Here is a 23,400-nt window from a genome sequence, read left to right as displayed (position 1 = left end):
TCTGATGTACTCTAAACACAGGTTCGATCAGATCACAAGAGTGAGATGATCGGAGCGTTTCTGCCAGGCACGAGAGGGAGCCCCATGAAGTCCACCACGAGTAGGGCGTCACGCATGCGGCGCTCGACCACGGCGGATCAGATCAAGCAGCTCATCCTGACGCGCGGGCTCACCCCGGGCGACCCGCTGCCTACGGAGGCGGAGCTCTGCGACGAGCTCGACGTCTCGCGATCCTCCGTGCGTGAGGCCATCCGCACCCTCTCGACCCTCGACATCGTCGACGTGCGTCACGGCCACGGAACGTACGTCGGACCGATGTCGCTGGATCCGATGGTGGAGGCCCTCGTCTTCCGCGGGGTGCTGTCGCCGGAGGGGTCGCTGCAGGCGCTGCGCGAGGTCGTCGAGGTGCGCCTGGCGCTGGACCTCTCGATGGCCGAACGCATCGTGGAGGCGGCCAAGGCGGATGATGACCCCGAGCTCGACGCGCTGGTCGCCGACATGGTCGACAAGGCCGAGCGCGGCGAGCATTTCCTCGAGGAGGACCGCGCCTTCCACACCCGCCTGTTCGGCACGATCGGGAACCGCCTGGTCGGGCAGCTCGTCGGCGCCTTCTGGGATGTCCACACGGCGGTGCTCCCCCAGCTGGGGATCCCGCAGCCCGATGACATCCACAAGACGGCGAAGGCGCACGGCGACATGCTCGAAGCGGCGCGCTCCGGCGACGTCGACCGGTATCGCCGGGCTGTCGTCGAGCACTACGAGCCGCTGCAGCGCGTGCTCGCGAGTGCCGCGGGCGACGCTCAGGGCTGATCGGTGCGACTCCCACTGCCTGGGGAGGAGACGGGTGCGATCGCGACCGTCGCCGACACGAGGCCCGAGAGGCGGTCGGGGACCGGGACGGGCGCCAGCACCACGGGGCGACGCTCCGGGTGATCGAAGCGCCGCACCGCACCGTCGAGGACCTCGACCAGGAGCGGATCGATCGCCAGGCCGAAGCCCACGGCCTTGAGCACGGCCTCCTTGGCGGTGAAGACGCGTGCGGCGTCGGCGATCGACGCCACGCGTGCCCGCTCCTGCGGGGTGAGAGCCATGGACAGCACGTCGTCGCCGTCCACGAAGGCGGAGTGCTGCTCGACATCGATCCCCACCTCCGCCCCCTCGCAGAAGGCGACGGCCACGAACGTCCCGCTGTGCGAGATCGACACGTCGGGCCATTGCGTGCCCTCGAATCCGCGCCCCGGCTCCCCGGACAGGACCGGCTTCCACTCCCCCGCCGCCGTGAACCGCCGCGTGAAGCGGGCGGCGCCCAGCGGGACTCCCCGCACTTCCCGAAGTCGACGGTGCACCATGACCCGCCCCGTGACGAAACGGCGGGCATCGCCCTCACGCCGGAACGCGGCGAGGCGGACACGGTCGTCGTGCGTGAGCGGGAGCCAGGACGGCGGATCCGCATCCTCCAGCCGATCGACGAGCTCGACCTCGGCCACCAGGCGGCGGGGCGGGGCTTCGGTCCGCGCATCGCCGGGGACGCGGGCGTCGCCGGGCACGAGGAACGGGATGTCGAGAGGCGGGATGTCGAGGAGGGGGGACGAGGTCATCCCGTCGCCTCGCGCACGACGGAGGTGATGTCCGTGACGGTGCCCTCGCGAACCTCCAGCACGCGGTCGAGCCGGGCGAGAGTGGACTCCCGATGGGCGACGACGACGACGGTCCTGCCCTGCGCGAGTCGATCGAGCGCAGCCTCGACGAGTCCGGCGGTCTCCGGATCCACGTCGGACGTCGCCTCGTCCAGCACGATCACGCGGCTCTCCAGCAGGGCGATCCTGGCGAGCCCGACCAATTGCCGCTGACCGGCGGAGAGAGATCCGTCCGCTCCGACGGCCGTATCGAGTCCCTCCGGAAGCGCGTCGACCCACCGCGACAGGCCGAGGGTGGCGAACGCCCCCCGCAGGTCCGCGTCATTCGCGGAGGGTGCCGCGAGACGCAGCTCCTCGGCGATGGTGCCGGTGCCGAGCTGCACCTCCTGCGGCACGAAGGCGACGCGGAGCGCGCGCTCCGCGGGGGCGAGCGCTACGAGATCGGCATCGCCGCAGCGCACCGTGCCCCTGATCGGGGCGTACAGCCCGGCGATGACCAGTGCCAGCGTCGACTTGCCCGCTCCGGAGCGGCCGGCCAGACCGTAGCGCAGGCCGCTCTCCAGGTGCAGACTGACCCCGCGCAGCACGGGCTCGCCGCCGTAGTCGAACCAGACGTCGCGCATCTCGATCCCACCGTCGGATCCCGCCGCGTCAGCCGGTGCGGTGTCACCGTGGCGAGCATCGCGACCGCCCACGCCGACGGGAGTGTCCGAGCCGGTCGCGCGGAGGAGGTCGTGCGCGCGCGCCGCACCCGTCGCCGCCTCCTCCACTGCCCCGACGAGGGCGACCAGGTCGGCGAAGCCGGAGAACAGGGTCACGCTCGCCAGCAGGAACGTGACCACGACCCCCACGGAGACCGCACCCGCGCCCACCATCGGCACCCCGACGACGATGAGTGCCGCGAGCGTCACGCCCTCGATGAGCGACATCGCGCTGATCCAGCGGCCGAGGACCACCGTGCGCATCTGGGCATGGACGGCAGCGGCGTTGACCTCGGCCGAGCGCTCGTCCAATCGGCGCCGCGTGACCGGCGGAGCATCGGCGATCAGCGTCCGCGCCCGCACGCTCTCCGCGAGCTCCGCCACGACGTCCGCCTCAGCCGCCGCCTCCGCACCGTAGGCGTGAGCGGCCCCGGAACGGAACCGGTGCATCACGAACAGCGCCGGGGGGAGGAAGACGACGACGAGGACGAGCGTCAGCACCCAGGACTGGAATGCGAGCACGGTCACCAGCAGGACGACGGTCGACCCAGTCACGAGAAGCGCGGTCGACGACTCGCGCACGAAGGCGGAGAGCGCGGCGATCTCGGCCGTGCCACGTTGGAGCAGCTCGCCGTGTCGATGCCGTTCGACGAATCGCAAGGCCACGGTGGTCAGCTGCGCCGCGATTTGATCCCGCACATCGCGCACGAGGAACTCCCCGCCGCGGGCCAGTCGACTCCTGCCCACCGCCGAGAGCACGAGCTGGAGCAGAGCGAGCCCCACGCCGATCCCCGCGAAGGCAAGGGCCGCCGCACGCTCACCGCGCAGCAGCGCGTCGGTCACCCGGCCGACCACCACCGGGGCCAGCGTGGCGGCGAGGCTCGCTCCGACACTGAAGACGATCGCGCTGACGAGCAGGAAGCCGTGCGGGCGCGCGAACCGCAACGCTGCACGCACGACCCCGCGCCGCGGAGGCGTGGCGACGAGCCGATCGGGGTTCGCTGCCCGAACCCGCCCGCCGGTGGCATCTGTCGCTGCCGCCGTCGCTGCCGCTGCCGCTGCTGCTGCGCGGTTCATGCCGACACCTCGGTGCGCGCGGGAAGACGCAGCACCGCGTCCGCCGCGTCGAGGATCGCGCCATGCCCGGCCACCACCACGATCCGCTCTCTCGCCACCGCCGTGATCGCCGCGATGATGCGGGCACCCGTCGTCGCATCGACAGCGGAGGTGACGTCATCGAGGAGCAGCACGGCGGGCTCGACCACGAGCGCCCTGGCGAGGGCGAGCCGCTGCACCTGTCCTCCCGAGAGCTCTCCTCCGCCCTCACCGACCGAGGCGTCCAGCGCGTCGACCGATCGCGAGGCGAGTTCGGTGTCGAGGCCGACCGTCGCGAGCGCACGCCGATAGCGCGCGTCGTCGGCATCGCCGTCTTCCGTGGCCGCACCGAGCGCGAGGTTCTCCCGCACGGTCCCGTTCAGCACGAGGGGGCGCTGGGGGACGAGATGCACCCCGCCGACGGGTCCCGTCGGCGGGGCACCGTCCACGAGCACGCGGCCCGCGTGGGGGGCTTCGATCCCGGCCATCACCCGCAGCAGGGTCGACTTGCCGCTTCCGGTCGGCCCGCTGAGGCCGATCAGACGACCCGGCTCGAGCGTGAGCGCGATCGGCTCCCCCTCAGGGAAGATCCGGAGCTCGTCCAGCACGATACGCCGAGCCGAGGTCCCACCCGCTGCGGCCGTCTGGGCGTCCAGGACCGGCTGCAGCCGTGCCGCGCCCACACGCGCGTCCGCGCTCTGCGTCCACCGCTGGAGCCCGACCTGCACCGCGATCCCGACGGTCGCCATCCACCCGCTGAACGTCACGAGACCACCGACCGTGAGGCGTCCGTCGAGAACCGCGAACACGGCGACGACCACGCCGACCGCGGTGGCCACGGCGGGGATCCCCTCGCCCAGGGCCGTCCATCGGGCGAGGATGCCCCCGGCCCGCACGGTGCGTTCGGAGAGGTCGGCCGAAAGTCGTGCATGGCGCTCGACCACCGTGTTCTCCATCCCCGCCCCGCGCACGGTGACGGCGCTGCGCAGCAGATGATCGACCGCATCCGCCCGCCGGCCGTGGGCCTCGGCGGCATGCATCGACGCGCGTTCGAATCGCCGGGGGTACACGACCGCGAGCACGATCAGACACGGCACCGTGGCGCCCGCGACCACCAGGAGCCAGGGGTCCAGCGACGCGAGCCCCGGCACGAGCACCCCGACCGTGACCGCGATCACGACCCAGGTGGGGAGGCCGTGCACCCAGACCCGGACCAGATCGACATCCCGTCCCGCGCGGATCACCAGATCGCCGGTGCCGCCCGATGCGCGCCCCGAGTCGGCGATCGCGCACGTGCGCAGGCGTGTACGCAGGAGCACCCCTGTCCTCGCATCGGCGAGGTTGGCGAAATGGTCCCACACGCACATCCCGAGGAACTGCGCGACCCCGGCTGCGAGCACGACCGCTGCCCACCATGCCGCTGCACCGAGGTCTCCCCCGATCACACCGTCGTCGATCGCGAACCGGAGCACGAAGGGCGCAGCCAGGAAGCCGGCCTGACGAACGACGGCACCGGCCATCGACAGCGCGAGCGGTCCACGCACGCTCCACGCCGCCCTGCGGAGCAGTCGCCCCCGTTCGGCCGACCGGACCGGATGGGCCTGGGTGCCGCCCGCGGGTCGACGACTCATCTGCCCCTCTCCAGACGGCGCGAGATGGCCGGTCCGATCCGCTCCCACGCGACGGGAGCGACGATCCCGGCATGGTCCACGTCCAGCACGGAGCATTCCGCGCGCTCTCCGAGTCGCACACCCCAGCCCGTCGACGCGGGCTCTTCCCGTCCCGCGACGAACAGGAGCGTCGGCACGTCGGTGACGGGCGAGACGGACGCGGCCATGAGTCCTGAGGCCCACGCGTGGCTGGCGACGATCGCATCGACCGTGGCACGGTCGTCGAGCCCGAGCACACCGCGCGAGGCGCGGATCGCCTCCTTGAGGTGCGGATAGTCTCCGGTCCCGTCCCGAAGCTCCGCGAAGAAGGCGGTCTGCTCGGCGCGCACCGCGGCCTCGTCGTCCGAGCCGAACACCTCGGCAGAGGAAGAAGCTCCCTGCTCCCCGGACAACGGCGCCGGGTCGAGGAGGGCGAGCAGGTCGACCTCCTCCCCCTCGGCGACCAGCCGAGCGGCGATCGCGTGGGCGACGTTGCCGCCGAAGGAGTACCCCGCCAGCCGATACGGACCGTGCGGTGCGATCTCCCTGATGCGCGCGAGGTACTCCAGCGCGAGCTCGTCCACGTCGCGCGCCCCACTCTCGCGACCGGAGAGCAGCGGAGCCTGGAGCCCGATCACGCCCGTACCGGCGGGGAGGAAGCGGACCAGCGGCGCGAACTGCCAGGCGAAGCCACCGGCAGGATGCACGCAGAACAGCGGTGGCGCGTCCGTCGTCGGCTCGCGGAGCGCGAGCACCGGCGCGAGACCGGCATCCCTCGCAGGATCGCCGATCGCGGCGGCCAGAGCACGCACGGTCGGTGCGGCCATCACGGTCCCGACCGGAACCCGCACTCCCAGCTCCTCGCCCAGCTGGGCCACGACCCGCATCGCCAGGAGGGAGTGGCCGCCGAGGTCGAAGAAGCCCTCGTCCCGGTGCCCGACGGCCACGCCGAGGACTCTCGTGAAGACGGCGGCGACGAGCCGTTCCGCCCGCCCCTGCGGAGGTTCGCCGCCGCCAGAGCCACGCGGTGCGGGAAGGGCGTCCCTGTCCACCTTGCCGTTGACCGTGAGTGGGATCACCGGGACGACGGCGAACAGGGACGGCACGGCGTAGGGAGGCAGGATGCCGGACAGGTGCGCCCGCAGCCCGTCGATGAACGCCTGTTCCGCTTCACCGGGATCGCCGGCGTCGGGCGAGAGGTGCGCGCCGGGTGCGACGACCACATGCACCCGGAGAACGCCGCCCGTGGCGCCGCCCGTGGCGCCGCCGACCGACGCGGCGGCCTGCACGATGTCGGGGTGGCTCTCCGCCGCCTTCTCGATCTCGGCGAGCTCGATGCGGTAGCCGCGGACCTTCACCTGACCGTCGTCGCGTCCGCGATACTCGATCCCGCCGTCCTGTCTGCGGTGCACCCGATCGCCCGTCCGATAGAGACGGTCGCCCGGTGCGCCGAAGGGATCGGCGACGAAGCGTGCGGCGGTCAGTGCCGTCTGCCGGTCGTAGCCGCGAGCGAGGCCGTCGCCCGAGAGGTACAGCTCCCCCGTCCCTCCCGGCGGCACCTCGCGCAGCCCCGAGTCGAGCACGTAGGCGCGCGCTCCGAGGATGGGCCGCCCCAGGCAGGGCTCGGCACTCGAAGCCAGGTCGGCGCCGAGCGCGTTGATCGTGAACTCCGTCGGACCGTAGAGGTCGTACCCCGCCGTGTGCGGATGGTCGCGGAGGGTCGTCCACAGCTCGGCTGGTACGGCTTCCCCACCGAGCAGGACCAGCGCCGGCGGCCGCCCGTCGAGAAGCCCCGCGCGCAGCAGTTCCCGCGCGAAGGAGGGCGTGACGTTCACGACGTCGATGCCCACTCGCCCGTAGTGCGCCACGAGGGTCTCGACGTCGAGACGGCTCTCCTCGTCGACGATGTGCACCTCGTGACCGTCCAGCAGCCAGAACAGCTCCTCCCACGACATGTCGAACGAGAACGACACGGTGTGCGCGATCCGCAGCGGCGAGCGCCCTGCACGGGCGATGGTCGGCCGGAAGATCGCCTCGAGGTGGTTGTCGTACATCGTCATGAGCCCGCGGTGCGGCACGACCACACCCTTCGGCTCGCCCGTCGAGCCCGAGGTGAAGATCGTGTATGCGGCGTGGTTCGGTGTGAGCCGCGGCGGGGTGAAGCGGGCCTCCGTCCCTTCGTGCACGGCGTCAGAAGCGCCGGGGAGCTCCCGTCGCGGTATGCCGGCGGGCCCCTCGTCCGCCGTGTCGGCGGCCCCCGGGGAGACGACCGCGAGCTCCGCTCCCGCACGGTCGGCGAGACGACGTCGACGCTCGACGGGGTGGGCGAGATCCAACGGCAGGTACGCCCGGCCTGCCCGGAGCACGCCGAAGATCGCCGCGACGTGCTCGATCGTGCGTGGCAGCTCCAGCGCGACCACCGACCCAGGGCCGCGAGTGCCGTCAACGACGAGTGCGGCGATCCGGTCGACCTCCCGCTGCAGACGCGCGAACGTCCAGGAGGCCGCGGAGCCGCGCGCGTCCCGCCCGACCAGTGCCGTCCGGTCGGGGTGACGGGATGCTGCGGTGGCGAGCAGATCGGCGACCGTGTCGTGATCGGCACCGTGTCTGGCGGTCGGTGCCACGGTGGTCGCCTCGGCATTGACCCGTTCGATCGCCGGGCGGTCATCCGGCACCGCGATGGGGATCCGTGCGACAGGAGCGCCCGTATCGGCGGCGAGAGCGCCGAGCACGGCGAGGTACCGATCGAGATAGCGCTCCGCGCGACCGACGTCCACCACATCGGGACGGTAGGCGAGCGCCACCTCGAGGCGCTCGCCGGGATTGACCGTCATCGCGAGGCTGTAGTGCGTGCCGTCGTGAGCCTCCGCCTCGGATATGCCGTGCCGGAGGAACGTCTCGGACTGCACGGCCTCGTCGACGGGGAGATTGCGGAAGACGTAGAGGGTGTCGAAGAGGACGGCCTGACCGGACGCCTGCTGCACGTAGCTCAGGCCGACGTGGTGGGCGTGCATCACCTCGGACTGCGCGGCCATGTGCGATCGCAGCTCTTCCGTCAGCTGACGCCCGGGATGGATGCGCACCCGCACCGGAACCGTGTTCATCAGCAGGCCGACCATCCGGTCCACGTGCGCGACCTCTGCCGGTCTGCCCGAGACCGTCGTCCCGAACACCACGTCATCCTGTCCCGTGATACCGCGGAGCACGTGCGCCCAGGCGTAGCCGAGGACGGTGGAGAGGGTGACGGATGAGCGCCTGGCCAGCGCCGAGAGCCCGCGGGAGAGCGCGGCGTCGAGCACGGCCGTGACCGACTCGGAGAGCACCGGGGGTGCGGCGATCGACCGGGGTTCGACGAGGGTCGGACCGGGGAGTCCGGCGAGGGCCGATCTCCAGGCGTCGATCCCGGCGGCCCGGTCCTGCTCGCCGACCCAGTCGAGGTACGCGGAGTAGTCGGCTGTCGGCGGCAGTCCCTCGTCCGAGACGGGCCCCGGGACGGCGAGCGCGCGGTCGTAGAGCTCGAACAGGTCTTCCAGGAGCAGGGTCTGCGACCAGCCGTCGGTGAGGATGTGGTGATGCACGAGGCTCACCATCGCGTGCGCGGGACCGAGCCGCACCAGGACGAGTCGGATGAGCGGGGGCGCGGCCAGATCGAACCCCTCGTCGACCTGGGCTTGCGTGAGACGCTCCAGCTCCCCCTGCTGCTCCGTGTCCGACCGACCCCGCAGGTCGAGTTCCGCGAAGGGCATCGCGGTCGGAGGGACGATCACCGAGATCGGGTTCCCGCTCCCGTCGTCGACGAACCCCGCGCGCAGGCTCGCGTGGCGGCGGAGCAGGGCATCGCCGGCTCGGCGCAGCGCGTCGGCGTCGACCTCTGACCGGAGCGTGATCTTGTGCTGGACGACGTACACGTCGACACCGTCCGCTGCCGCGCCCAGACGCGTGTGCACATAGAGTCCCTCCTGCAACGGCCCCAGAGGCAGCACGGCCTCCCACCCGGGGAAGCGGCGATCGAGGTCGGCACGCTCCTGCTCGTCGAGCACGACCGCGCCGGCCTGCCCTGCGCTGCTCCGGTCGTCCTCCGCATCCACGGCCGGACGGCCGGCATCGGTCGCGCGTGCGACGAGCGCCGAGACGGTGCGGGCGTCGAAGACGGCGCCGAGCGTGACGATCGCCCCCGTCCGCCGCGCGAGCGCGACGAACCGGATCGCCGAGATGCTGTCGAGTCCCGCGGCGAAGAGGTCGTCCGCGGCACCCACCTCCGCCCCGAGGATCTCGCGCGCCGCGGCGAGCAGGCGAGGGCCGACCCCGGTGTCCCCGACGGGTGATTCCGCGCCGGATGTGCCGGTGCCGGATGTGTCGGTCCCGGCCGCCGGAGCCGACCTCGTCGAACGGATCATCCGCAGCGCCTCTGCCCGGTCGAGCTTGCCGTTCACGGTGGTCGGGAGCTCCTCCACGACGACGACCGCGACCGGCCGCTGCGCCTCCGGCAGGAGGGCGGCAGCGGCGGCGAGAAGATCATCGGCGCGGGGCGGTCGTCCCTCGCTCGGCTTCGCACGGACGAGGGCGACGAGAGCCGGACTCGGATCCTCGTCCAGCACGACGGCCGCCGCCGCCACGCCGGGAAGCGCCTCGAGCACCGCCTGCGTCTCACCGGGCTCCACCCGCATGCCGCGGATCTTCACCTGATCGTCGACGCGCCCCCGGTGCACGAGCCCTGCGGGCGTGCGTTCGACGAGGTCTCCTGTGCGATAGAGCCGCTCCCCGGAACCACTCGGGTCGGCGATGAAACGCTCGGCGGTCACAGCCAGGCGACCGAGGTACCCGAGCGCGAGCTGTGCGCCGCTGAGGTAGAGCTCACCCACCCCGCCGGGCTCCACCGGACGCAGGAGCCGGTCCAGCACGCGCAGCCGCGTGCCGGGAGTCGCTCGTCCGATCGGGGCGCTCGACCCCGTCGCTCCCTCGGCATGATCCCCGGCGGTGACGTCGATCGCCGCCTCCGCCGGACCGTAGAGATTGTGCACGGGGGCTTCGGCGAGCGCCGCGGCCCTTTCCGCGAGGGCAGACGGCAGGGACTCGCCGCTGCAGAGGATGCGGGTGATGCTCGACCACTCCGGCCGAGGCACCAGGTCGAGGTAGGCGGACAGCATCGAGGGCACGAAATGCAGGGTCGTGACCGCCTCGGCCGCGATGAGGGCATCCAGCGCCTCGGGATCGCGGTGTGCGGCAGGAGGAGCGAGCACCAGCCGGGCTCCGGTGACGAGAGGCAGGACCAGCTCCCAGACGGAGACGTCGAAGGAGAGCGGCGTCTTGTGCAGGATCACATCGCCCGCGTCGATCCGATAGCGATCGCGCATCCACGCGAGCCGCACGACGAGCCCCCCTCGGGTGTTCACGCATCCCTTCGGGCGTCCCGTCGTTCCGGAGGTGAAGACGAGGTACGCCGGCGCGTCGGAACGGCGACGCGCAGCCGCGTCTGCTGCTGTCGATTCAGGCGCTGTGGATGCAGCGAGTGTGAATCCAGCTGCCGCAGCCACGCGCAGCTCGCGCACGGAACCGGCGCCGAGCGCGGCGTCCGTCACCGGGGCGGAGGAAGCCCCCGTGGCTCCCAGCTCTTCCGCGAGGGGCTCCATCCCCGGCGCGATGTACAGTGTCGTCGCTCCGGAATCGGCGAGAGCGACACGTCGGCGCTCCACAGGAAGCTCTGGATCCAGTGCGACGAACGGGCGTGCTGCGCGGAGCGCCGCGAGCACGCCGATGACGAGAGCGGACGACCGCGGCGCGAGCAGGGCGACAGGACCGACTCCCGCACCGAAGACGCGCGCGAGCTGGTCGGCGGCCGCGTGCAGCGCCGCTGTCGTGATGCGCTGCTTCCCCGCCACGAGCGCGATGCGATCGCCATGAGCGTCCCGGGCCGCGTCGAGGAGCGCGTCCAGGTCCGCATCCGGAACCGGTCCGCCGTCCAGCTCGTCGCCGGCGTCTTCGGCACCGCTCTGCGTCGGCAGCGGGATCCTCGCCACACGCACCGAGGGTTCCGCGATGACGGCATCGAGCACGGCATCGACCAGATCGAGCACGGTCTCCCCGCCGTATCGCGCGCCCGTCCGGGTGGCGACCTCCAACCGGACCGTGTCGCCGATCTCGACCAGGAGGGCAAGCGGGTAGTGCACCTCGTCACGTGCCCACGTGCCCGCCACCCGCAGACCGCCGCTCGCGCTCACCCAGTCCGAGACCGCATCCGGATAGTTCTCGACGACGAGCAGGCTGTCGAAGAGCGGGACGATCCCCTGAGACGACTGCACCGTGCGGAGATCGGCGCTGGGGGCCGCGGCGAGCACGCCCTGCGTACGGTGGGCGCGCTGGACGACCTCCGACGCGAGGTCGCCGGGTCGCACACGCACCCGGAACGGCAACGTGTTGCCGAGCAGGCCGATGATCCGCTCCGCTCCGGGGATGCCCACGCCGCGACCGGACACGGTGAAGCCGAAGACCACGTCATCACGGTCGACGATGTGACCGAGGACGATGCCCCAGGCGGCGCTCACCACGGCAGCCGGCGAGACGCCGAGGGAGCGGGCCCTGGAACGCAGCGCCTCACCGTCGTGTCGGTGCCGCACCTTCCGCACGGGGGAATCATCGACGCCCGAAACTGCTCCTTCCGAGGCGCCTCCATCCGAGACGATCGTCGCCTCCGTGACGCCGTCCAGCAGTCCGGTGACGAGCGCGCCGTCGGTCGGGTCGGGCTCCTCCGGGGCGACCACATCGAGGTAGTCGACGAAGTGCGCCTCCGACTCTGGCGGGGTCTCGCCGGTCGCCCGACTCAGGATCTCCTCGAGCAGCAGGGGGATCGACCAGCCGTCGAGCAGCAGGTGGTGCGCGGTCACGAGCAGCACCGCGCGAGCCGCTGTCACACGCAGCAGGGCGACCCGGATCAGCGGCGGCCGCTGCGGATCGAAGCCGCGCTCCCATTCGGTTGCGGCGAACGCCTGCACCGGCGCGGTGATCGACGCCTGTCCGCGCGCCGATCCTGCGGCCTCCGGCAGATCGACGACGGTGACATCGGGTTCGACCCGCTCCGGCACGAACTGCACCGGATCGCCGTCGGAACCCGCGAAGAAGCCGACCCGGAGGTTCTCGTGCGCGGCGAGGACCTCCGCGACGGCCGACCGCACCGCTTGGGGCGAGAGCTCACCCTCGACCTCGACGGCGGCCTGCAGCAGGTACGTGGGAGACGCCCCGGTCTCCCGCTCCCACAGCGAGTGGAAGAGCAGACCGTGCTGGAGCGGGGTGAGCGGCCAGACGTCGAGGACAGCGGCCGTCGATGCGGAAGCGGTCGACGGGGAAGCGGTCGAGGGGGAAGCGGTCGTGCTCACGGGGTCTCCTCCAGGAGTCGTTCGATGCTGCTGAGGTCACGCGGGGCCAGGCGGGCGCGAGTCCGTCTGACGGCACGGGGTGCGGGCGACTCGGCGTCTGCCGAAGGCACGGCGGCGGCGGCGAGGCCGGCCAGCCTCTCGTGCGCGAACACCTGACCCGGGGTGATCGTGAAGCCCCGGGCGCGGACCAGCGCGACCAGGCGGATCGAGGAGATGCTGTCGCCGCCGAGCTCGAAGAAGGCCTCATCGGGCGAGACGCGGGAGAGGCCGAGAACCTCGGCGACCGCATCGACGACCGCGCGCTCCGCGTCGTTCTCCGCAGCGCGGCCCGTCGCGACCACCGCCACCGGATCGGGGAGTGCTCCGCGATCGATCTTCCCGTTCAGGGTGAGCGGGATGGCATCCAGCACGGTGACGATGCGGGGCACGGATGCGGCCGGGGACGTGGCAGCGACGGCATCGCGCACGGCGGCTCCGTCGAGGTCCACACCCTCCTCTGGCGCCACGTATCCGAGCAGCCGAGCGCGGCCGGTCTGATCCGGGCGGACGACGGCCGCCGCCCGGTGCACGCCGTCGACGCCGCGCAACGCGGCTTCGATCTCGCCGAGTTCGAGGCGGTGACCGTCGACCTTCACCTGGTCGTCGACGCGGCGGAGGAAGCGCAGAGCACCCGAGGGTTCTCTGCGGACGAGGTCGCCGGTGCGGTACATCCTCGACCCCGGTTCGCCCGAGGGGTCGGCGACGAAGCGGTCGGCCGTGAGATCGGGACGGTCCCGATACCCGCGGGCGAGCTGAGCGCCGGCGAGGTAGAGCTCTCCCGCGACGCCGAACGGCACGGGTCGCAGCGCGTCGTCGAGGACGAGCGCGCCCACTCCCGCGAACGGTCGGCCGATCGGCACCGTCGCCGCTTCCTCGTCCGCCGCTTGCAGCCTCGCACCCAGAGCCCACACGGTCGCCTCGGTGGGACCGTAGACGACACGTGCCGCGCGACACGACGCACGCAGCCCACGCGCCAGGTCCGCCGGAACGGCTTCGCCCCCGACCAGCGCGGTCACCGCACGCCAGGCATCCGGCTGCTCCTCCAGCAGCGGCCGCCACAGCGACGGCGTCGCCTGCACCAGGGTGCACGCCTCGCCCGTCGTGAGCGCCGCCAGACGCTGTGGGTCGCGGACATCGCTCCGACTCGCGACCACGACCGCCGCGCCGCTGATCAGTGGAACGAACAGCTCGAGGGCTGCGATGTCGAACGACACCGTCGTGACCGCGAGCAGGCGGTCCGCCGAGGTCAGGGCGAGAACGGATCGTTCGTGGGAGAGGAAGGCATCGAGAGCCGCGCGCGGGACGACCACCCCCTTGGGGCGTCCGGTCGATCCCGACGTGTAGATCACGTATGCGGCGCTCTCCGGCAACACCGGCGTGCCGCGCACGACCGCAGCCGCGGCGTACACGCCACCGGACACGGGGGCGACGGACCGGACGGACAGCTCGTCCCGTCCTCTGCCCGCACCCCGTGTGCTCTCGTCGACGAGCACGAGCGCCGGGTCGGCGTCGTCGAGCATCAATCGCAGTCGGGCATCGGGGTAGTCCACGTCCAGCGGGACGTAAGCGGCACCCGCGGCGAGAACGCCGATGAGGGCGGACAGGAGCGCCGGGGTCCGCCCCACCGCGACGGCCACGCGGTCCTCCGGCCCGATCCCGCGCGCACGGAGCTCGCCGGCGATTCCTGCGGCGTGCGCGAGCAGGGTGGCATAGTCCCACGTCTCCGCGTCTCCCCGCACGGCGACGGCCGATGGCGCCTCCAGTGCTCGAGCAGCGAGCGCGTCGAGGACCGGCGTGAAGCGGTACGTCTCCCGCTCCTCGGGGACGCGCACCGGCTCATCGGGCAGACGGGAGTCGATCGTGCAGACGGGTGCCGTCGGCTGATCGAGCAGCCGACCGATCCACAGCACGAGACGCCGGGCCAGACGCTCGACGCTCGACCTGTCGAACAGGTCGGCAGCGGCGACGAGCGTGAGAGCACCGTCGGAATCGTCCGGTCCGTGCCCCTCACCGGGATCCCGGTACCGGATCGCGAGGTCGAACCGCGCGGCGTCGACGAGCCCGCTGCGCTCGACGGCCGGTCCCGCCGGCAGCTGAAGAGCACCTTGATCCCGTTCCTCGACGGCGACCATGGTCTGGAACAGCGGATGCCGGACGAGGGAGCGCCGCGGCGCACAGGCATCCACGATCTCCTCGAACGGCACCCCGACGTCGTCGAGAGCGTCGAGCAGGGAAGCGCGCGCACGGTCGACCATCTTGGGGAACGCCGCATCGCCGGAGACGTCGATCCGCAGCGGCAGCGTGTTGACCAAATAGCCGACCGTCCGCTCGAACCGCGCGTCGCGCGTCGTGGCAGGGGTGCCGAGCACGATGTCGGTACCCGCCCCCAGGGCCCGGAACAGGGTCGCGACGGCGGCATGCAGCACCATGAGACGGGTCGCGCCGTGTGCGGTCGCGAAGGCGTCGAGCGCCGCGACGGTCGCCGGGGGGACAGCGGTCTCGACGGTCTCCGCGCGGTATCCGGCCTGCTCCGGACGGGGGCGGTCCGTCGGCAGGTCGAGCTCGACGGGGATGCCCCGCAGACGCTCGCGCCAGCGCTCCACCGCTGCAGTCTCGGCGGCCGACTCGACGATGGCGAACGCACCGAAGGGCACCGAGGCCGCGGGCGCACGATCGGCGAGCAGCGCCGAGAGGTCCTCGCGGATCACCCGGAACGAGGTCTCGTCCACCGCGATGTGGTGCGCGGCGATCACGAATACGTCCCCCTCGGGATGGCGCAGCAGCGCGGCGCGAACAGGCGGGGCGGCGAACACGTCGAAGACGCGTCCCTCCTCCGCCGCGACGGCCACGTCACGGGGTCCGTCGACGTCGACGACTGCGAACGAGGGAGGGGGATCGGCGAGCACCTCGGCCTGGAAGCGACCGTCCGCCCGGCGATAGACCGTGCGCAGCACAGGGTGGTGGACGACGAGCGCATCCCAGGCCCGCTGCAGGTCATCCGCGTTCGTGCCCACCGGCACGTCGTACGACACCGGTACCGTGTAGGTCGCGCTCGGGCCCTCCAGCTCCGCGAGGAACAGCAGCCTCCGCTGCGCTGCCGAGACCGGGATCATCCCCGCGTCGATGGGTTCCGGCGACGACGGTGGCGCGGTGTCGATCGTCGCTTCCCTTGCACGCGCCGCGATCCGATGGAGCACGCGCTCCTCCAGGACGTCGCGCACGCTGAGCAGGTAGCCGGTGCGACGCATCGCCCCGAGCACGCGCAGCGCGGTCAGGGAGTGACCGCCCAGCGCGAAGAAGTCGTCGTCGACCGAGATCTCGGGCCCGCCGATCACGGAGAGCACGGCGGCGACCAGAGCGTGCTCCGCAGGCGTGGTCGCTGCCACGACGTCCCTGGTCGGGTCCTCGCCGGGGGCGGCGAGCGCGAGAGCGCGGACCGCCACCCGGTCGATCTTCCCGCTCACGGAGACCGGGAGCGCATCGACCACGACGATGCGGGCAGGCACCGCCGCAGCTGGCAGGAGAGCCGCCAGTTCCGTCCGCAGCCGCATGCTCGTCGGAGCAGCGCCTTCGACAGTCGTGACGGCGGCGAGGAGGCGCGCGCCCACCGGACCGTCGGCGTCGAGGGCCACCGCGGCCTGCGACACTCCGTCCAGGCTCCGGAGCGCAGCCTCGACCTCGCCGAGCTCGATCCGATTGCCGGCGACCTTCACCTGATCGTCGAGCCGCCCGTGGTACTCGACGCGTCCCGCACCGTCCACGCGCACGAGATCGCCCGTCCGGTAGCGGCGGGAGCCATCGGGCGCGGCGACGAAGCGCGACGCCGTGAGGCCGGGTCGCCCCAGGTAGCCCCTGGCGAGCTGTCCTCCCTCGAGGTACAGCTCTCCCCTGGTGCCCGGGGCGACGGGACGCAGCCAGGCATCCCGCACCACGGCTCGCGCGCCGGGCACCGGCGTGCCGATCAGCGGTTCCGTGCTCTCCGCCACGACGGCGCCAAGCGCATCGACCGTCGCCTCGGTGGGTCCGTAGAGGTTGAGGGTCCTGGTCGTGGCCGACCGCTCACGCAGCGCCGACCAGAGCGCAGTGCTGACCGCCTCGCCGCCCAGCAGCACTTCAGGAAGCGGCCGAGCTCCGTCGAACAGCCCCTCCTCGACCAGCTGCTCCGCCAGCACGGGAGCGACGTCGATGACGTCCGCCGCGCACGCTCGGGCGGTGAACAGGGCGGGGTCCCGACGCTCCTCGTCGTCGAGGAGGATCAGCTCGTGCCCGGCGAACAGCCAGTGGAGCTGGATGAGCGAGGTGTCGAATGCGAAGGATGCGGAGTGCACCGCGACGATCCGGTCCCTCCCCTCCTCAGCCGTCATCCGCGCGACGAGTTCGGCATGACGCCCCGAACGCAGACCCTCGAAGTGGGTGTCGAGGGCGTCTCTGGTCAGCACCACGCCCTTCGGTCGTCCGGTGGACCCTGAGGTGAAGATCACGTAGGCCGCCGCGGCGCCCGGTACCGACCGCGGCGCGAGCGTCACCGGCGAGATGTCCGCCGGGTCGACGACAGCGATGTCCGCTTCCGCGGCGAGCTCCGCCGCCGTGCTCCCCCGCGGGGCGAGCACGAGAGTCGGGCATGCTTCGGCGAACACCTCGCGCACGCGCTCGCGTGGGGAGGACTCGTCGATCGGGAGGTATGCGGAACCGGCAGCCAGGGTGCCGATGATCCCGGCGACCGCCTCGACACCGCGGGGTACCGCGAGGGCGACGATGTGCTCCGGTCCGACTCCCGCGCGCTCCAGAGCCGCCTGGAACCCGCCGGCCACGTCGGCGAGTTCGCCCGCGCTGACGACCCGATCGCGGAAGCGCAGGGCGATGGCATCCGGAGCGTTCGCCGCGGCGGCGCGGAACGAGGCGAGCACGGCGGGGGCGCCGTCGTCCGCACGCGGCGCACGCTCCGGGTCCGGCCCGATGAGCGCCCCTTCGCCGCTCGCGACGGGCAGCTCCGCAGGTGCGATGCCCAGGTCCTCGGAGAGCCTGTGCAGGATCAGCGCGAACTCCGCGGCGAGAGCGGCGGCACGCTCATCGGAGATGCGAACCGGATCGTGCTCGAGCGCGATCCGGAGCCCCTCTCCCGGGAGCACGGTGATCCCGACCGCGTAGTGCGTCGCTCCGGCGGCCTGCACCTCGCCGACCCGGAGGCGGTCCTGGCCGGTCGCGACCGGCGAGGGGTAGTTCTCGACCACCACCAACGAGTCGAAGAGGGTTCCGACCCCGGTGAGGGACTCGATGTCGGACAGCGGCAGCGCCTCGTGATCCTGCAGACCGGCGCGCTCCTGCTGCAGCTCGGCGAGCTGAGCCGAGAACGCGATGCCCGGACGCATGCGGAGTCGGACCGGGACCGTCACCGAGAGGAGCCCGACCACGCGATCCACACCCTCGACGGCCGTGGCGCGTCCGGCGGTCGTCATGCCGACGACCACATCGGTGCGCCCTGCGGCGCGGCCGGCGACCTGCGCCCAGGCGCCGACCACGACGGTGCCGGCCGTGAGCCCCGCGCTCCGTGCGGCCGCCAGCAGCCGCTCGCCGACCAGGGGATCCAACGGAACCGGGATGGTGCGCGTCGCGGACCGTGGGGTGGACATCGCCGTCGTGTCATCGTCTTTCGGCGTCGCGGGAGCGACGAGCGTGGGGCCGTCGAGGCCGGCGAGGTGCGCGGCCCATGCGTCGCGCGCCGGTGCCTGGTCCTCCGCCTGCTGGGCGACGAGGGTGCGACGGAGATCTCCCCACCCGTCCGCCACGCTCTGCCCTGCCGCGGCGGCGACGACGCGTTCGATGAGCAGCGGCGTGGACCACCCGTCGATCACGAGATGATGCGCCCCGAGCACGAGCACGGCGCTGGAGCGCCCGCTGCGAACCACATGGGCATGCAGGAGCGGAGGGCGCGATACATCGCTCGTGCGTGCGAGTTCCGCGGCGACGAGGTCGGCGACCCGCGTCTCGGCGCGGGCGGCGAGCACGGAGTCGTCCCCCGTGTGGTCGTCCTCGTGGATCATGACGTCGACCTCGGGCTCCCGAGGGACCAGCTGCACGGGACGGTCGGTGAGATCCGCGACGAACGCGGCGCCGAGCTGGGGGTGCGCCCGCACCACCGAGCGCACGGCCTCGGCGATCGTCTCCAACGCCAGCGGTTCCGTGGCATCGGCGCGCGGGTTCGTCAGCGGGATGGTCGTGACGGTCGAGTAGACGTCGTCCGTGCCGTCGCGGAGCGCGTGGAACAGCAGCCCCTCCTGCAGCGCTGTGAGCGGAGCGATGTCGCGAAGCGGGCCTCTGTCCGCCTCGATCCGCTCGATCGTCCCGAGGTCGAGGCCGGGGAGCGCGGCCTCGGCAGGGATGAGGGTCGCCGCGGGTCCCGCTCCGGGCGCGGCCAGCTGATCGGCGAGATCGACCAGCCCTTCGAGGGCACGGTCCCACGCCGCGAGCAGCACCGGAAGCCGCTCGGCCAGCGCCGGCGCCACGGTCCATTCGACCTCGAGCCCACGATCGTCCGGCGCGACGAACACCGCGACCTCGATCGCGTGGCCGATCCTGAGCCGATCCGGGTGATGCACGGTGAACGGGCGCTCTCCGCGCAGGCCCACCGTGGGCCGCTCCCCCTCGGCGGAGCGCGTCGCCTCGCCGAAGCGTCCCAGGTAGTTGAGCAGCACACCCGGCACGGCCGCATCCGCCACCGCGCCCGCACCGTAGCCGTCATGCGGCACCTCCGCCCTGGAGTGACGCACGGCGCGGATGGCGCAGGTCAGACGCTCGGCCGCTGCGAGCCCGCGCGCGGGCAGGTCGACCGCCACGGGGAACTCGGTCGTGAACCAGCCGATGCCGTCGGCGAGCTCCTCCCCGTCGTCCAGGGGTTCGCGACCATGGGTCTCCCACTCCACGAGCAGCGTGCCCTCGGCCTCCGCCCAGTCCTGCAGGGCCACGGCGAGCGCGGCGACGAGGACCGCATCCGGGCGTGCCTCCAGACCCGCCGGGATCCGGTCGAGCACGGCCGCCGCGATCCGGGCATCCCCCACCCGCCAGAGACGGAGCGCCGTCGAGGACTCGGGGCCGGGGATCGGATGCGGGAAGACCGCGCACGAGCGGTCGGCGACACGACGCCAATGGGATTCCTCGACCGGATCGAGGCGGCGTTCCTCCAGGGCCAGCGCCCGACGGCGCCAGGCCGACTCCGGTGCCGTCGGGAGATCGCGCCCGTCGAGTAGACGAGCGAGTTCGTCGACGAGGATGCGCCAGGAGATGCCGTCGATCACGAGATGGTGCGCCACGAGGACGAGCACCCCATCGGCCGGCAGGAACCCGGCTGACACCATCCGCCCCTCGGTCGGAGCCAGTGCCCCACGCATGCGGGGCAGTAGATCGGCCACGTCGGTGCCCTCGAACAGCGGGATGGGCGTGGGGGCGACGGGTATCTCGGCGTGCCAGTCTCCGCCCGAGTCCTCCCGGACGACGAGGGAGAGCACCGGATGCCGCGCGACGAGGCCGGCGAGTGCGGCCGTCACCCCCGCGGTGTCGACACCCGGCACGCGGATCTCGACACTCTGCGCATAGTCGCGCACGTCCTCGAGCGACGGGGCGAGCGCCTGCAGCGCGCGCACCACCGGCGGCAGGGGCACGGGGCCGGTCGCGGCGACGACGGTCAGGGAGTGCGCGCCGGCATCGGCATCGAGCGGACGCAGAAGCGGGGCGAGCCCCTGGGCGGTGCGGGCGGCGAACACCTCGCGCGGTCGGACGATCCACCCGGCGCGCCGGAGCGCGGCCGTGATCGCGATCACCGAGATGCTGTCACCACCGAGCACGATGACGTCGGCGTCGGCCGGCACCTCCTCGAGCCCGAGCACGTCGGCGATCGCGCGGCACACCGTGCGCTCCCGGTCGTTCGAGGGCGCGATCCCGGTGATGGCGCTCCGCACGGGATCCGGGAGGGCGGCGACGTCGAGCTTGCCGTGCGCCGTCTGCGGCAGTCCGTCCAGCACGACGACGCCGTGCGGCACGAGATGATCGGGCAGCAGGTTTCGCAGGGCGGAAAGCAGGGCTTCGGGGTCGAGAACTACGGTGTCGAGGGCGCCCGCGGCGTCCGTCGATCCGACGGGGACGGCGTACGCGAGGAGTCGCGCCGACGCCCCGGTCCCGCGGACGATGGCCTCGGCGCGGGCCACGTGCGGGAGGGAGGCAAGGGCGGAGCGCACTTCGCCGAGTTCCACGCGGTGTCCGCGGACCTTCACCTGATCGTCGCGGCGACCTCGGGTGGAGAGCAGCCCGTCCTCCTCGACGCGCACGACATCGCCGGTGAGGTAGATGCGGCCACCGCCTCCGCGGGGGTCAGCCACGAAACGGGAGGCGGTGAGTCCCGGCATCCCGAGGTAGCCGCGCGCGAGGTGCGGTCCTGCGAGCGCGAGCTCGCCCGAGACCCCGACGGGAACGGGGTGGAGCGCGGAGTCGAGCACGAGTGCGTCGGTGCCGGCGAGCGCCCGACCGATGCGCGGCTCCGGCCCCTCGACGACGGCGCCGAGAGCGTCGACCGTGGCCTCGGTGGGGCCGTAGAAGTTGTGGGCGTGGACGGGCCCGTCGGCCAGCCGCCGCCACAGCTCGGGGGATGCGGCCTCGCCGCCGATGAGCAGGAGGGCCGGCGTGTGCGCGGTCTCCAGCAGACCGGAGTCCACGAGGGCGGAGGCGAAGGTCGGGGTCACGTCGAGGGCATCGATCTGCAGGCGATCGACCGCCTCCACGATCTCGCGGGCATCGCGGCGGTCCTCTTCATCGAACACGACCAGCTCGTGGCCCAGCAGGAGCCAGAGCAGCTGCTCCCAGGAGGAGTCGAAGGCGAACGATGCGGTGTGCGCGGCGCGGAGCCTCCGTCCGGCATGGGCAGCGATGGGCCGGAAGAGCGTGTCCGCGTGATGCGCGAGGAAGAACGCGAGCGAACCGCGGCCGACGCCGACACCCTTCGGGGTGCCGGTCGATCCCGAAGTGTAGGTGACCGAGGCGAGAGCCCCGGATGCCGGCACCGGGAAGACGGCATCGACCCGAGCGGCCGGCAGCTCCGCCGTTCCGTCCTCGCCGAGCACGAGCGCACGCGGGTGTGCGGCGGCGGGCGATCCGTCGAGTGCGACCACGAGTCGCGGGTCCGCATGCCGGAGCACGAAGGCGATCCGCTCGTCCGGGTAGGCGAGATCGACCGGTGCGACGGCGGCGCCGGCTTCGAGCACCGCGAAGATCGTGACGACCAGATCGATGCCGCGCGGCAGAGCGATCGCGACGACGTCGTCGGTGCCGATGCCCCGGGAGACGAGCACGGCGGCGAGCGCACGCACCCGCGCCTGCAGCTGTGCGAAGGTCACCGCATCATCTCCCGCACGGATCGCGACCGCTTCCGGATCGGCCGCGACGGCACGCGCGAGCGCCTCGGAGATGTCGACGAGCGGATACCCGCCGTCCGGTAGGGGCTCCGAACCCGACGCACCGCTGTCACCGTCCGCGAGTGCGGCCGCGCGGCCGAGCGGTCGCGTGGGCTCGGCGGCGATCCGGGCGAGGAATCCCGCATACCGTCCGGCGATCCGGTCCGCCTCCGTCGGCGAGTACACGTCGGGGTTGACCTCCAGTCGCAGACGCACACCGCCGTCCGCCGCGGGAATGATCGTGAGGTCGACGTCGTCGACGGGACCTGCGGCGACGGTGCTGACGGTTCCCACCGCCGCGGCGAAGTCGAGCACCGGGGTGTACGGCTTGATGTTCACGCCCGGTCCGCGCAGCAGTGAGGGCATGCCGCGTTCCTGAGAGATCTCTTCTCCTCTGGTCCGTTGAGCACGCCGGAGCACCCCGAGGTCGGAGCTCACGCGCAGGGCCACGGCGAGCAGGGAGTCGGCGGGATCGACCCGCACCGGGAGGGGGAGCACACTCACCGACATGGACGGCGTGCGGGCCGCGACACCGGTCGCGCGTGCGGCAAAGGGCACGCCGAGCACGAGACGGGGCACGCCGGCAGCCCTTCCCGCGAACGCGGCGAAGGCGGCGACGTGCACGTCCGCCCAGGTGAGACGCCGGTCGGATCCTGCGACGGCCCCGAGGTCGGCGGCCGTCTGCGCCGAGACGGGCACGTCGACCGTATGGGCTCGCCGCACAGCCGGAGCAACACCTCCGGAGAGCGTAGGGACATCCGCATCCTCCACGACCACGGCCGCGTCGAGCAGGCTCCGCACCGATGCCCGATCGGAGTCCGCAACGGCCGATTCCGCATAGGCACGTTCTTCGTCGCGCAATGAGGAGGAGCGCGCGAACCCGACGCCCAGAGGGCCTGCGCCGACGAGCACGCGATACCGCTCGGCCACCCGATGCGCGATGAGCGAGATCGAGTAGCCGTCGAGGAGAGCATGGTGCGAGCGCAGCAGCCACACCACGTGATCCGCTGCGGTGCGCACGATCACCTGTCCGACCAGCGAATCCGCGTCCAGCCCCCCGCGCCCGCGTGCCAGCTCGCGGGCGAACAGCGCCTCCGCTGCGGCCTCCGGATCGGGTCGGTCCGCGACGTCATGCACCTCGATCCGCACGGGTGCATCGCTGCGCACCCGGCACGGGGCACCATCGTCCCCGATCACGATCCGGTCTCCCAGCGTGTCCGCCTCGGCGATCGTGGCGCGGATCGCCTCGGCCAGCATCGCCGTCGAGACATCGCCGGCGATGTCCACCCGGTCGGCGACGACGAAGACGTCGGAGTCCGGGTCCAGCAGCTGCGCGTCGACGATGCTGCGCTCGGCGGCGCTCAGCAGCCGGTCGTCGGACGGGGGGACGGGGGAGGTCGTGGTCATCGCGGTCTTCTCTTCGTGGGAGGGGTCCAGATCAGGAGCGGATCCCGGTGCGGGCTGGCGGGCGG

6 protein-coding genes are annotated in these 23,400 nt (G+C 72.5%); 1 reads left to right on the top strand and 5 read right to left on the bottom strand.

The window, feature by feature from the left end:
* Positions 1–84 precede the first annotated feature (84 nt).
* Positions 85–810, top strand: a complete 726-nt coding sequence (locus tag HDC31_RS00360) for a FadR/GntR family transcriptional regulator (protein ID WP_046748580.1) — start codon at positions 85–87, stop codon at positions 808–810.
* On the opposite strand, the gene HDC31_RS00355 is transcribed toward HDC31_RS00360, so the two are convergent.
* From HDC31_RS00355 to HDC31_RS00335, 5 genes are read right to left on the bottom strand one after another with little or no spacing between them, the layout of a single operon-like run.
* Positions 801–1,598 carry a 4'-phosphopantetheinyl transferase superfamily protein gene (locus HDC31_RS00355; protein WP_113680635.1) on the bottom strand — a complete coding sequence of 266 codons (798 nt, stop codon included), beginning with the start codon at positions 1,596–1,598 and terminating at the stop codon, positions 801–803. The genes HDC31_RS00360 and HDC31_RS00355 overlap by 10 nt on opposite strands.
* The gene (locus HDC31_RS00350; protein ID WP_179515704.1) at positions 1,595–3,415 is read right to left on the bottom strand and encodes an ABC transporter ATP-binding protein; all 1,821 of its coding nucleotides are present in this window, start codon (positions 3,413–3,415) and stop codon (positions 1,595–1,597) included. Before HDC31_RS00350 ends, HDC31_RS00355 begins: the two co-directional genes overlap by 4 nt.
* Positions 3,412–5,064: an ABC transporter ATP-binding protein gene (locus HDC31_RS00345; protein ID WP_179515703.1), complete on the bottom strand. Its 1,653-nt coding sequence runs from the start codon at positions 5,062–5,064 to the stop codon at positions 3,412–3,414. Before HDC31_RS00345 ends, HDC31_RS00350 begins: the two co-directional genes overlap by 4 nt.
* Entirely contained in the window at positions 5,061–12,452 is a 7,392-nt protein-coding gene (locus HDC31_RS00340; RefSeq protein ID WP_179515702.1) for a non-ribosomal peptide synthetase, read from the bottom strand. Before HDC31_RS00340 ends, HDC31_RS00345 begins: the two co-directional genes overlap by 4 nt.
* Positions 12,449–23,335 (bottom strand): non-ribosomal peptide synthetase, encoded by a 10,887-nt coding sequence (locus HDC31_RS00335; protein ID WP_179515701.1) that lies wholly within the window; start codon positions 23,333–23,335, stop codon positions 12,449–12,451. The genes HDC31_RS00340 and HDC31_RS00335 overlap by 4 nt, the downstream gene beginning before the upstream one ends.
* Positions 23,336–23,400: the final 65 nt, after the last annotated feature.

Source organism: Microbacterium sp. JAI119, assembly GCF_013410135.1.
Classification (GTDB): Bacteria; Actinomycetota; Actinomycetes; order Actinomycetales; family Microbacteriaceae; genus Microbacterium; species Microbacterium oxydans.
Note: the sequence above shows the minus strand (reverse complement) of the source record. Positions and strands in the feature narration are given on the sequence as shown.